The sequence below is a fragment of the Levilactobacillus parabrevis genome, assembly GCF_044051715.1.
In the GTDB taxonomy this organism is placed as follows: domain Bacteria; phylum Bacillota; class Bacilli; order Lactobacillales; family Lactobacillaceae; genus Levilactobacillus; species Levilactobacillus parabrevis.
In genome coordinates, this window is sequence record NZ_CP168688.1 from 1,844,568 (window position 1) to 1,857,837 (window position 13,270).

Annotated in this window: 12 protein-coding genes; 3 read left to right on the forward strand and 9 right to left on the reverse strand. The window is 49.9% G+C overall.

The genetic code is table 11. The features are described from left to right. Positions 1-11: 11 nt before the first annotated feature. The 4 genes from atpE to glyA form a co-directional block, all read right to left on the reverse strand. Positions 12-224 carry a F0F1 ATP synthase subunit C gene (gene atpE, locus ACEPSU_RS08770; protein ID WP_020088408.1) on the reverse strand — a complete coding sequence of 71 codons (213 nt, stop codon included), beginning with the start codon at positions 222-224 and terminating at the stop codon, positions 12-14. A gap of 35 nt (positions 225-259) precedes the next feature. Beyond that, the gene (gene atpB / locus ACEPSU_RS08775; RefSeq protein ID WP_020088409.1) at positions 260-979 is read right to left on the reverse strand and encodes a F0F1 ATP synthase subunit A; all 720 of its coding nucleotides are present in this window, start codon (positions 977-979) and stop codon (positions 260-262) included. A 392-nt stretch (positions 980-1,371) separates the two neighbouring features. Further along, a complete protein-coding gene (gene upp / locus ACEPSU_RS08780) occupies positions 1,372-2,007 on the reverse strand; it encodes a uracil phosphoribosyltransferase (RefSeq protein WP_395321136.1) in 636 nt (211 codons plus the stop codon). 93 nt (positions 2,008-2,100) lie between these two features. Next, entirely contained in the window at positions 2,101-3,342 is a 1,242-nt protein-coding gene (gene glyA, locus ACEPSU_RS08785) for a serine hydroxymethyltransferase (protein ID WP_395321138.1), read from the reverse strand. A 336-nt stretch (positions 3,343-3,678) separates the two neighbouring features. Between glyA and ACEPSU_RS08790 the strand changes: the two genes are divergently transcribed. Further along, positions 3,679-5,490 carry a DUF5776 domain-containing protein gene (locus ACEPSU_RS08790; RefSeq protein WP_395321139.1) on the forward strand — a complete coding sequence of 604 codons (1,812 nt, stop codon included), beginning with the start codon at positions 3,679-3,681 and terminating at the stop codon, positions 5,488-5,490. Between the two features lie 212 nt (positions 5,491-5,702). On the opposite strand, the gene ACEPSU_RS08795 is transcribed toward ACEPSU_RS08790, so the two are convergent. The 4 genes from ACEPSU_RS08795 to ACEPSU_RS08810 form a co-directional block, all read right to left on the reverse strand. After that, positions 5,703-6,719, reverse strand: a complete 1,017-nt coding sequence (locus tag ACEPSU_RS08795) for an L-threonylcarbamoyladenylate synthase (RefSeq protein ID WP_020090416.1) — start codon at positions 6,717-6,719, stop codon at positions 5,703-5,705. Positions 6,720-6,748: 29 nt separating this feature from the next. Continuing rightward, complete coding sequence (gene prmC / locus ACEPSU_RS08800) at positions 6,749-7,591, reverse strand: peptide chain release factor N(5)-glutamine methyltransferase (RefSeq protein WP_395321143.1); 843 nt, start codon at positions 7,589-7,591, stop codon at positions 6,749-6,751. Continuing rightward, complete coding sequence (prfA, locus tag ACEPSU_RS08805) at positions 7,584-8,669, reverse strand: peptide chain release factor 1 (RefSeq protein WP_020090414.1); 1,086 nt, start codon at positions 8,667-8,669, stop codon at positions 7,584-7,586. The genes prmC and prfA overlap by 8 nt, the downstream gene beginning before the upstream one ends. Before the next feature lie 173 nt (positions 8,670-8,842). After that, positions 8,843-9,427, reverse strand: coding sequence for a thymidine kinase (locus ACEPSU_RS08810; protein ID WP_395321145.1), 585 nt, complete (start codon positions 9,425-9,427; stop codon positions 8,843-8,845). A gap of 206 nt (positions 9,428-9,633) precedes the next feature. Between ACEPSU_RS08810 and ACEPSU_RS08815 the strand changes: the two genes are divergently transcribed. Then, entirely contained in the window at positions 9,634-10,983 is a 1,350-nt protein-coding gene (locus ACEPSU_RS08815) for a MurT ligase domain-containing protein (protein WP_395321147.1), read from the forward strand. Further along, the gene (locus ACEPSU_RS08820; RefSeq protein WP_395321149.1) at positions 10,980-11,684 is read left to right on the forward strand and encodes a type 1 glutamine amidotransferase; all 705 of its coding nucleotides are present in this window, start codon (positions 10,980-10,982) and stop codon (positions 11,682-11,684) included. The genes ACEPSU_RS08815 and ACEPSU_RS08820 overlap by 4 nt, the downstream gene beginning before the upstream one ends. Before the next feature lie 472 nt (positions 11,685-12,156). Here the strand turns inward: ACEPSU_RS08820 and ACEPSU_RS08825 are convergent, their stop codons facing one another. After that, positions 12,157-13,167, reverse strand: coding sequence for a serine hydrolase domain-containing protein (locus ACEPSU_RS08825; RefSeq protein WP_395323353.1), 1,011 nt, complete (start codon positions 13,165-13,167; stop codon positions 12,157-12,159). Positions 13,168-13,270: the final 103 nt, after the last annotated feature.

The following is a 13,270-nucleotide window of genomic DNA, read 5'->3' on the forward strand; positions in this document are numbered from 1 at the left end:
ATTGCGACTAACTACTTGTTCATAACCATCAAAGCAACAACGAAGGCAATGATAGGCATGGCTTCGATAAGCCCAACCCCGATGAACATGTTAGTCCGTAATTGACCTGATAGTTCAGGTTGACGGGCCATACCTTCTAGCATTTTGGAAATAAGAATACCGTCACCAACACCACCACCAATAGCGGCTCCGGCCATAGCGATACCAGCTGCAATAGCTCCCATAATAATTGTTTCCTCCTTAAAATTAGATAAGTACTTTATTCCTCAACTTCAAGCTTTTGAGAAATGTAAACTGAAGACAACGTAACGAACACGAAGGCCTGGATTGCTCCCAAGAAAGCTGAGAACCCTTGCCAAGCCATTTCAAGTGGTACAGCGACTATCATCGTTGCGATGCCATGTGAAACCGCAAGCTTCCAAATTATCCCCAAAAGCATTTCGCCAGAGAAGATAACCCCGAAGATACGTAAACCCAACGTTAAGAAGTTCGTGAATTCTTCAAAGATACTGATAACTATCCAGACCTTAAAAGGCTTCATGTAATTTCCGAAGTGGGTCTTGTAACCCAATTTACTTACCCCTGCAAATTGCGCAAGCATCAACGTCATTAATGAGAAAGTCAGCGTCGTAATTGGATCCGACGTAGGACTCCGGACGATGGTGGCACCGTTCGGCAACGAGAGATTGATAAACAATCCCAATTCGTTTGACAAGAACAGGAAGATAAATAAAGTGAAACCGTACAATCCAAAACCACCAATTTCCTTGGTAGGAATGGACCCCTTCAAAATTCCGTTGGTAAAATCAATCAGCCACTCCAAGAAGTTTTGCCCCTTGGTAGGCTTCATGGCCAAATGTCTGGAAGTAAAATAAACCAGGGCAACAACAAGTAAAAAGACAACCGAAGCTGACACAATGTTGGCCGTGCTAAACGTCAATCCCAGAAATTGGAAGGTCGAAACTGGACCATCATTCACCGAATATCACCTCTTTTCAACACTATATGGACGCGGTTTCTCGAAGGTTTCACCCAACATTTTCATTAAGTTTTCTTTCGAGAAATGCGGAATAGTGAACGAAGCGAGCGCTCCATTCAAATACACTGGAAATGATACCACCAATTCAGCTAAAAAACAAAACAATTTTTCACGGTTTAAACATTATTCGGGACTTGGATAAAGCTTAGTACTGAAAAGGATAGTAACCGGTTTCACAGTCTACTTGCGTGCGCAATCAGCTCCATAACAAATTCGGGTTGTCAAGCCATTTCTGACAAATGCGTCCGGTCAAGCCGAAAACCCTTTCGCGGTGCCGAACAAATTCTACAAACAAATAAGAGACTCGGCCCTAAGCCGAATCTCTTTAAAGTTTACTTCGTCCCAAACAAACGATCACCAGCATCGCCCAAACCTGGTACGATGTAGCCATCTTCGTTCAAGTGGTCGTCCAAGGCAGCCGCATAAATATCAACGTCTGGATGGGCTTCTTGCAGAGCTTTAACCCCTTCTGGTGCAGATACTAAGCACACGAACTTCATGTTCTTTTCGCTAGCGCCGCGCTTCTTTAAGGCATCAATGGCCATGATTGCTGACCCACCGGTAGCCAACATTGGATCCACAATAAAGATTTGTCGTTGATCAATGTCTGACGGCAACTTAACAAAATATTCATGGGGCTGCAGGGTTTCTTCATCGCGATACATCCCGATGTGGCCAACCTTAGCAGCGGGGATCAACTCTAAGATCCCATCGACCATACCGATACCAGCACGTAAGATTGGCACGATTGCCACTTTCTTACCAGCAAGTTCCTTGGCGGTCATCTTAGCCACTGGCGTCTCAATAACCTTATCCTGTAACGGCATGTCGCGTGAGACATCGTAAGCCATTAAGGTCGAGATTTCATTAACTACCTCGCGGAAACTGCGGGTGCCACAGTTTTTATTCCGAATAATAGTTAATTTGTGTTGAATCAACGGGTGGTCGAGTACTTGAAACTTCCCCATGAATAAACGCTCCTTTATGATTTCTTACAATTGTACCATTATCTACGCTACCAGAACGGATTAATTTTTAATGAAAACGTTTTTTCATTAATTTTATGGCAATGCGGTTAAAGGATGGGCTTGGGTCAACTCGTGAACCTGCGCCTTCACCTCGGCTAATACCGCGTCATCATTAGGATTCAGGACCGTCTTCACAATCAAGCGGGCCACCTCGCGGCACTCGTCAGCATTGAATCCACGCGTCGTGATTGCCGGCGTTCCCAGTCGAATACCGGATGTCTTGAATGGACTGAGTTTTTCATTTGGAATGGCTTCCTTGTTCGTCGTAATCAGGACGCTATCTAGTAGCTCCTGTGCCTGCTTCCCGTTAAGCTCCGTGGCAGACAGATCCAATGTCATCAAGTGGTTGTCCGTCCCGCCAGAGACCACACGAACTGTTGGCAATTGGTTGAATTCATCAGCCATTGCTGCAGCATTCGTGATAATTTGTTGGGCATAATCCTTAAAGTCTGGCTGGAGGTCTTCGAAGAAGGCTGCGGCTTTCCCGGCAATGACATGTTCTAGTGGTCCCCCCTGCGTCCCTGGGAAGACGGCGGAGTTGATGCGCTTGGCATTCTCAGCCTGCGATAAGATCAGACCCCCACGAGGCCCCCGTAAGGTCTTGTGCGTCGTGGTCGTGACCACATCAGCGATACCAACGGGACTAGGATGCAATCCAGTCGCTACCAGCCCGGCAATGTGCGCCATGTCGACCATCAGATAGGCCCCTACTTCGTCAGCGATTGACCGGAAAGCATTCCAGTCAATGATCCGAGAGTATGCCGAAGCTCCAGCAACAATCAGCTGTGGCTTCACTTTCAAGGCTAAATCACGAATCATGTCGTAGTCCAGGAGTTCCGTCTCGGGATTCAAGCCATAACTGTAGGCCTCATAGAGCTTCCCGGAGAAGTTGACCTTGGCACCGTGGGTCAAATGGCCCCCGGCGTCCAGACCCATCCCCAAGATGGTGTCACCAGGCTTCAAAAATGCCGCGTAGACGGCCTGATTAGCCTGTGACCCAGAATGGGGTTGGACGTTGGCGTACTCGGCGTTAAACAGCTTCTTAGCACGGTCAATGGCTAATTGTTCAACAACATCAATGTACTGGGTCCCTCCGTAATAGCGTTTACCAGGGTAACCCTCGGCGTACTTGTTGGTCAACACGGAGCCTTGAGCCGTTCGAACGGCGTGGCTGACAATGTTTTCTGAGGCAATCAACTCAATGGTATCCTCTTGCCGGTGTTCTTCATTAGCAATGGCCTGCCATAACGCTGGATCTTGTTCTTTAAAATTCAATGGCGATCCCTCCTGAACTGTAATTAAGTTAATTCTACCAAACTTTCTGAGTCTCTGGGGTAAGTTTGGCCTATTTATCTTTTTATAATTACCGTCACCTACTTAAATAAGGCCCCAAGCGATTCCGTTTTGAAGTGAACCCCCAATTACCCCGATGATGTTGCCACTATGAATAAACGTGCCTAACAGGCATGTTGGACGACTGTGTTGCCAGACACGTGAGCGACAAGTCTCTAAATTCATTCAGGGCAATTGACTTATTAACATGCCTGCTTCTTTAGCCTCAAATTGTGCTAGACTGATCGTATATTCAGTTGAAAATTATGAGGTGATAAGATGTTAAAATTAGTTCGCCAGCTAGTCCTAGCTGGCCTCACATTAAGTTTACTGGGTGGTGTCGTCACTCCGACACTGGCTCAAGCGGCAACAACTGATCCGGACTCCAGCGAAGCAACGGATCTTCAAGGCTCTGTCAACTATCAATTTGAATCGGTTCAATCGCCTTACAATTGGATCACCGATGAACAAGGTCAGACGACCAAGGTTCCCTGGTATCCAGGAACATCAGCGGATCCTCTTCCCCAGAGCTATTCTTCCGCGGAAATAAATACCGTCAAGTCATTTCCGTTCGTCACGACTGATGTTATTGAAGGCAGTCCAAACTACTTTACCGCAAGTCAAATGACTCAACTCGCCAAGGTTGGGGTAAGTGTTGATCCGGATGAAACCTTGGCGGACTACCTGGCACCACGCAATTTTGATAATAGCTCCTTTACTCCGAAAGATTTGGCGACCTACTATACCGATTATGCTTATGCCTATGCCTGGATCTATAAGGTCGCGGCACAAACAAAACTTAGTACACGCAGCTATAGCGACATCAAGAGAGACTTAAATGACAACGTCATGTTCTATTTAAGGGAAATGGATAGTATCTATCCAAATATTAAAATGGCTGATACTGTGACCAAATACTTTGGTAAAACTGCTGCCGACTTTGATGCCCAAATGTTTCTTAACAACATATCCTTCGTCCACCTAACCGATCCAACCGAACGACTGGCTCACTTAGATCCTCAAGCCTCTGCGGACAAGGAAAGTGATTTACTCAAGCAACCCGTCAAAAACTTTATTATTCAACAAAAAGATAGTAGCGCTCCCAATAAGACTATTGACATCGCCGATGGCCAATTAAGCGTAGTAACGTCACCGAACTGTTTCGTCTTTAAGGCGGCGCCAACAACAGCGCCCAGTGCGACCAGCAAGCCCGTCACTGTCCACTACGTTGATGACCAAGGCAACACCTTAAAACCAAATAAAACCTTAACGGGTTCGCTTGGCGATGATTACAAGACGGAACCACTCAGCATCAGTGGCTACAAGCTCGTGAAGACGACCGGCGATGAATCCGGTAAATTTACCAGTTCCGATCAATCCGTCACCTACATCTATCGCAAGGCTGCGGCCGACGTTGTCGTGAAGGACAGCGTGGTCTACGCCACCAAGAAAATCAGCCTCTATGGGTCCCCAACTTTCAGTAAGCAAGCTCCCAAGCAGGCTTATGCCAAGAAATCGCGGATGAACCGACCAATGTTCAAGGTCATTGGCACCGCAACATCCAAGAACGGCGTCAAGCGCTACAAGGTTAAAGACCTCAATGGTAAAGGAATGACCGGATACATCACTGCGAATACCAATTTTGTTGCGCCACTCTACTATGCCAAGAATCAAACCGAAGTTACGGTGATTAACCCAAGTGGCCTCAACGCCTATACTAAAAATCCCCTGACTGGTAAAAAGACCCACTACAAGCAAGGCCAAGTTCTCAAAGTGAAGAAGATTGTCAGTCACAACCTGACGACCCGCTTCGCCCTCGCTAACGGGAAATACATTTCCGCCAACAAGAAGCTGGTCATCGCTGGCAAGCATTCGATGCCTAAACGCATCCAAGCCAAGACGGCGGTTAACCGATACAATACGGTTAACCTGACGAAGAAGAACAAACATTTCGCTAAGAAGACCACCTTCACCGTTAAGGGTTGGGCCTACTCCAACACCAAAAATTTCCGCAAAGGTGACACCCTGCGATACAAAGTCGCCGGTGGCTACATCACCGCAAATGCCAATCTTGTCAAAAAGCTCAAATAATTTTAGTCTCTACTAATAATTTTCGGTGTCAAATCGTAAGGTCAAGACGTCAATGTCTTGACCTTTTATTTATAAGCTGACCCGGTCAAATTACCAGTCACGTTGATTTCCCGCAATGACTCAAAAATGGCGTCCAACCTGAATTGATTGGACGCCATCATGCTTATATTTTAGATTAAACAGGCAACGACGTAATCGAACAGCCAAGTCCTCTACTTCGTAAAGTGCTGTTGACCAGCGGACTTGTTCAAGCGGTTCATGTACGCCGCTCCTAAGCCCTCAGCCGCAAACCCTTGTGCCAAGATGCCCGTCACTGGCGACTCCAGGTCATAGTGCCGGAGCCCAGCAAACAGCAGGTGACTCGCACTATCCATATCAGCCCCCAAAGAGAAGGGTTCTGTATTGGCAGGCAGATCTTCACTAGCCAGTGTCCGGTCTAAGGCCATCACGCCAATCGTGCCGTCCTGTTGGGCTGCCCAAGCCAATGCGGCAGGCCAGTCGGCTTCATCGTCTACGATAGTGACCTGGGCGTTCGGTGCATAGTGCTTGTACTTCATCCCCGGCGCCTTCGGAATCTCACCCTTGCCGACCTTGTGGTGGTTGGATCGTACCGTACCGATAACGGCTTCGAGCTGTTCTTCGGTCACACCACCCGGACGCAAGATTGTTGGGATTTCCGTCGACATGTCGAGCACCGTTGACTCCACCCCAACCTTGGTTGGCCCATCATCCAAGATGCCGGCAATCTTGCCATTCAAATCATGGTAGACGTGCTTAGCCAACGTTGGGCTCGGCTTACCAGACGTATTAGCTGATGGTCCCACCAACGGCACTCCAGCCGCCTTAATCAGATCCAACGTAACCTGATTGTCAGGATTACGAAAGGCAGCCGTCGTCAGACCACCTGTGACGGCCTTTGACAACTTCCCTGGCTGCAACTCAAAAATCAGCGTCAGTGGTCCGGGCCAGAACGTCTTGATCAATGCCTCGGCCTTGGCCGACAACGGTTGGGCATACTGCTTAACCGTGTCTTCACCGGTCACGTGGACGATCAGTGGATTATCGCTTGGTCGCCCCTTCGCCAGGTAGACCTGTTTGACCGCGGCTTCATTAGTCGCGTCCGCTCCCAGACCGTAGACGGTCTCCGTGGGGAACGCAACCAATTCACCGGCCTGAATGGCAGCGGCCGCTTCATCGATTTGATTTGGTTGAAAAATCTTGGTTTCCATAAACTCTCTCTTCTCTCCCATCGCAAAAACTAAAGTTGCACGCGAACCATGCGATCATGGCCGTTGATATCCGTTCGCACGGTCACCGTGGCTGCTGGCAAGGCCGTCTCGAAGATGGTCTTGACCGCAGCTCCCTGATGATAGCCAATTTCAGCAAAAAACTGACCACCCGGTAACAAATAGGTTGCCAGTTCCGCTGCGAAGCGTTGGTAAAATGCCAAGCCATGGTTCGCCGCAAACAGCGCCCCCTCTGGCTCGTAGCGTTTGACCGACTCATCCATCACGTTGACTTCGGTGCGGTCGATGTACGGCGGATTCGACACGATCACGTTGAAACGCTGGTCTGCAACCGGTGCGAATAGATCACCCGTCACGAAGTCAACGGGAGCCGCCAGTGTCTGGGAATTAGTCTGGGCAACCGCAACGGCTGCCGCAGAGATGTCGCTAGCCGTCACCGTCCAAGCAGGCCGTTCCGCCTTGAGTGACACAGCAATCGCACCGCTCCCGGTGCCCACATCCAGTACCCGAATTGGCGCTGGCGTGGTGATAGCCAAAATCCAGGCCACCAACTCCTCCGTCTCCTGACGCGGGATCAAAGTCGCAGCGGTTACCCGAAAATCCCGGCCGTAGAAATTTGCGCGACCTAAAACGTACTGTGCCGGCTCACCGTTTGCGACCCGGTTCAGTTGTTGCTGAAACGATTGGCTCTCCGCCACTGGCATCACCGTTCGGTAATTTTGCACCAGCTGGGTGAACGTCCACTCGTGAGCCTCCGTCAGTAGATACTGCGCGGCACTCGAATCTTGTCCCGCCGCAGTCAACTGTGCTTGACCCTGACGAAGTGCTTGTAGATAAGTTAGTTGATTAGCCATTATTCTTTAAATCTTCAAGCTTAGCGGCTTGATCGGAAAGAATCAGGGCATCGATAATGTCATCGAGTTCCCCGTTCATGACCCGGTCCAACTTGTTCAGAGTCAGCCCAATCCGGTGATCGGTCACCCGATTTTGAGGGTAGTTGTAGGTCCGAATCCGTTCGGAACGGTCACCCGTCCCAACGGCAGACTTCCGCTCAGCGTTGTAGGCACTTTCTTCTTGTTGCTTGTAGTAGTCGTAGACCCGCGCCCGCAGAATTGTCATGGCTTTAGCCCGGTTTTGTTGTTGTGACCGTTCGTCTTGCATAGCCACCACGATACCGGTTGGCAAGTGGGTCATTCGTACGGCTGAAGACGTCTTGTTAATATGCTGACCACCGGCACCGGAGGAACGGTAAACGTCGGTTCGAATATCCTTAGGATCGATATCGATGTCGACATCCTCTTCTTCGGGCATGACACCGACCGTGGCCGTACTGGTATGCACCCGACCAGCGGATTCCGTAACAGGAACCCGTTGTACCCGGTGTGCCCCGTTTTCATACTTCAGCTTAGAGTAAACCTTGTCGCCGGAAATCATCATGACGATTTCCTTGAACCCACCGACTTCGGTAGCGTTCTCGTCAACAATTTCAATCTTCCAGCCTTGGCGTTCAGCGTACTTGGAGTACATGCTAAAGAGGTCAGCAGCAAATAAGCTGGCTTCATCCCCACCGGCGGCCCCATGGATTTCCATGATGATGTTCTTGTCATCGTTGGGGTCCTTAGGCAACAGCAAGACCTTGATGTCTTCTTCGAGCTTTTCTTTCTGTTCGTTGAGATCCTTCAACTCTTCTTTGACCATGGCATCCATGTCATCGTCCAGCTTTTCGCGAAGCATCTCATCGTCATCCTTGATCTGTTGGGTGACTTCCTGATACTGGTGATACTTGTCGACAGTTTCCCGCAGCTCCCCTTCTTCCTTAGAGAGGGCCATGAAGCGTTGCGTATCCGCAATGACTTCGGGGTCGCTGATCAATTCATTCAGCTCGTCGTAGCGATCGGCCACGGCTTGGAGCTTGTCAAACATTTCGTCCATTCGATTAACCTCGTTTCGATTTTGATGATGCTTATTTATAGACTCATTAGAAGTGCCACCGCTCTCACGACCGACACCCCGTGGTTCTAGCTAAGCCAGCTTACCACATCTGACGGGACACGCAATGTTTTTTCACGATTACCCGCCCAGAATAAGTCACGACTGGTGCCTCACTACTTACCAATCTGATTCAATGGCGGATTGAAGTAGTGTCGCCGGCAAACGGGATAGTAGGCTTCGTTACCGCCGATTTGGACCTGTTCGCCCTCGTAGACTGGTTTACCGTCATGGAAGCGGAGATTCATGATGGCCTTCTTGGTGCAGAACCAGCAAATGGTCTTCATTTCTTCGATCTTGTCCGCGTAAAGCATGAGGTACTTAGAACCCTCGAACAGTTCGTTTCTAAAATCATTCTTCAGACCAAACGTCATGACCGGAATCTTTAACTCGTCCACGACCTTGGCCAGTTGCAGTACATGGGCCTTCTTTAAAAACTGGGCCTCGTCAATCAGGACACAGTTGGCGTGAGCGTCAATTCGCTTGATTTCGTCGTACAGGTTGGTCGTCTCGAAGATTGGATGAGCTTCTCGCTTGAGTCCAATGCGACTGGCGATGTAGCCGACCTCATCGCGGGTGTCCAAGCCACTCGTCATAATAATGACCCGCTTATGTTGTTCCTCATAGTTATGGGCGACCTTCAAGATTTCAATGGTCTTCCCACTATTCATTGCACCGTACCGAAAAAATAGCTGCGCCACGTTATTCCCACCTTTTTGACAGTTTCCATCTATTATAGCTGATTAGGCTGGAAAATTCGACCGTGAGCCGGCCAAAGTTCTTGGGATTTTGTCAAAGTTCAGGCATAGTCCTCCCCTAAACACTAAAAGAATGCTAAAATTAAGGCTTGAATATTAAGGAACCCGACATTAAAAAATTCTTGTCGCGATTAAGGAGCGAAATATCCATGTCATTAAGAAGCGGCTTTGCCACCTTCGCAGGGAAATCCTCTTACTGGTTTCTCCACACGTTTCTTCACGGGGGCAGTTCTCTGCCCGGTAAGATTACGCTGAAGCTGGACCCCAACATTTTACGGACACTGGGCGCTAAGTACGACGTCATCGTCATCACCGGTACCAACGGAAAGACCTTGACGACGGCGCTGACGGTCTCCGTCCTCAACCAAAAATACCCAGCTATTCTGACCAACCCAACCGGTTCCAACATGGAACAAGGGATCGTTACGACATTCTTGAACGCTAAACATCCCAAGACTGGTCGGCCCCTAGCTGTACTGGAAGTCGATGAAGCCAACGTCATCAAGGTCACGCAGTACATCGAACCCAAGGCGTTCGTCTTCACCAATATCTTCCGGGACCAAATGGATCGTTACGGGGAAATCTACACGACCTATCAGAAGATTCTGGATGGGGTTGCCCTGGCACCCAATGCCACGATCATCGCGAACGGTGACTCCCCCATCTTCCACTCTAAGGAATTACCGAACCCAATTGAATACTACGGCTTCGATGATCAACCCGACCAGGATATGAAAGCCAAGCCCAACACGGATGGCGTACTGTGCCCGGTCTGTGAGCACATCTTACACTACCATTCATTGACCTACAGTAACCAAGGGAAGTACTTCTGCCCCAACTGTGGCTTTGAACGACCAGAACTCACCTACCGTTTGACCAAGCTCGGCGAGCAAACGCCAACGTCTTCCGAATTTGAAGTCGACGGTCACGCCTTCAAGATTGGTGTTGGGGGCACCTACAACATCTACAACGCGCTGGCTGCATACGCGGTCGGCCGTTTCATGGGGGTTGCACCAGCACAGATTGCACGAGCATTCAATGGTAACCAACAAGTCTTCGGTCGCCAGGAAGTCATCGATGTCGATGGTAAACAGGTTACAATCATCCTGGTCAAGAACCCCGTGGGACTGGATCAAGTGCTCCACATGATTGGCACCGACAAGGAGAAGTTCTCCCTAGTTGGCCTGCTCAACGCGAACTACGCCGACGGAATCGACACCAGTTGGATCTGGGACGGCGACTTCGAGCAGCTGACACAGCGTGACATTCCCGCTGTGATCACTGGTGGTGAACGCTACAAGGACATCACCTTCCGACTGAAAGTTGCTGGGATTCCCGATGACAAACACATCGTGGAACCCAATTTGGAAAAGGTCGTCGACGAGATCAAGCAGGTCCCAACGGAGCGAGTCTACGTGCTCGCCACCTACACGGCTATGCTACAAATGCGAAAAATCCTAGCCACAAAAGGCTACATCAAGGAGGGATTGGGCGTATGACTTACGAATTAAACGTGGCCCATCTGTACGGCAATCTCATGAACACCTATGGTGACGTGGGAAATATTTTAGCTTTGAACTACTACGCTAAACAAATGGACGTTCACTTAAACGTTAGGGTCGTCAGCCTGGAAGAGGATTTTCAATCCACCGACTACGACCTCGCCTTCTTCGGCGGTGGCCAAGACTTTGAGCAGACCATCGTCTCGCAAGACATTCAAACGAAGAAAGCCGAACTCACTAAGTTCATCGAATCTGGTGGTCCCGTTCTGGCCATCTGTGGTGGCTTTCAACTGCTCGGTCACTACTACATCGGCGCCAACGGTGAAAAGTTACCGGGAATCGGTGCCCTTGATCACTACACGTTAGCCCAGGACCACAATCGCTTTATCGGCGATATCGTTATCAAGAACCAGGAAACTGGTGAGACCTACCACGGTTTTGAGAATCACCAAGGCCTGACTTACTTGGGGGCCGGTGAACGGCCACTGGGTAACGTCGTCAGTGGTAAGGGCAATAACGGTGAAGATGGCACGGAAGGTGCGATTTACAAGAACGTCTACTGTTCTTACTTCCACGGCCCAATTCTGACGCGGAACGGCGATATCGCTAAGCATTTGCTGATTGCTGCGCTCAAGCGCAAGTTCCCCAAAGCTGATTTCAGCCAACAGGAAGCTTTACCAATTCCAGCAACCTTCTAGTTTCTAGCGCGGTTAAATGTCGCCTGCGGCTGTCAGGGATTCTGCCGCTGTGGGGACCGCCTGCAGCCAAAAAACGGGCTTCCAGCTCGGTTTGGAACCTCGCGAAGTTCATGCGAGTTTCCAAACGCGTCCCACGCTGTAAGACCGGGAAGAATCAAGCACCCGATCTAACACCGTTTTCACGGCTGGCGCCATCCCTGACCTCCTCCGGCTAGACTAGTTTTAGCCGCCGCATCAACTAACTTGTAGCATTGAGTCATCGTATTTCAACTCATTCTATAACACATAAAAATTGCGTTGCATCAACGTTCATCGTTGGTTCAACGCAATTTTTGATTCCTATGAGCAAATAGCTATCTATTTCCACGAAACTCCTGTAGAGTTCGAGATTAACCTTAGTCTGATTGGAACTTCTGCTTTAGCTTTTGTGTAAATTAAAAACTAGTGAAGCCGCAGGCGACAAATCTTTTGCCTACTTCTCAGCCAAATAAGTACCAATCACGGCATTCCGCTGATCCAGGTATGGTAGATTTGGGGCCACCGGATGGACCCGATTGGTCAGGAAGACCATCGCCTGCTTGGCTTGCTGGTCGATAACCAGATACGTTCCCGTAAACCCTGAGTGCCAAATGATTCGGTGCGCAGTCGGCCACTGTGAGGCGGTCAACGCCCAGCCTAGTGAACGGTTGGCCTGACCGTTTGGCGTCCAGTCAGCCGTCAACCGATGAATCCACGTTGGTGGCAACACCCCCGCCACTTTTTCCGGATACAGGTAAGCCTGACAGAACGTAGCCAAATCCTGGGCTGTACTAAATAAGCCGGCTGACCCACAACGCCGCTGCAACACGTACCCTTTAGGATCGTGAACGGTGCCGCGAATCAATCCGCGCTCACGCGTCACTGCTGTTGGTACGCATTGGCTAACGTCTTGCGGGGTAAATGTGCTGTGCACCATGCCCAACGGCGTCAACACACGGTGTTGGGCGGCAACCTGGATTGGCTCGCCAAGTATCCGTTCGACGATCCAGCCCATGAAAATATAATTCACGTCGGCGTAAACCATCTTGCGGTCGAAGGTCGGCCCCACGTGCAGTTGCAGGAGTGCTGCCGTCAAATCGGGCGCTGACAACTGATTACGATTGGGGATATAGCCGATGATTCCGGAGGTGTGCGTCAACAGATGACGAATTGTCACCCGCCGATCCTGCCACGCCGGTAACCAGTCACTGACCCGGTCGGTGAGTCGCAAGCGCCCTTGCGCCAGGAGTTGGAGCGTCACACTCAGCGTCCCCACGACCTTGGTCAACGACGCCACGTCGTAAACCATTCCGGGCCGCAAAGCCTCACGATGCGGCACCAATGCCGCCTGCCCCATTTCACCGGTCTCGACCCGATCGCCATCGATAAAGGCATAGCTAACTCCGGGAACGATCCCGTCAGTGAGCAACCGCTGCAACGCCGCTTTTGTTTGTGGATACGTCATTCCTACCGCCTCAACTTTCTCTCTGCATTCATTCTACCCCGGAACCGACCACCACGGCCACTGGATTATAAAAACTTAACGGTTGGCTTCCCTACTCGTCTGA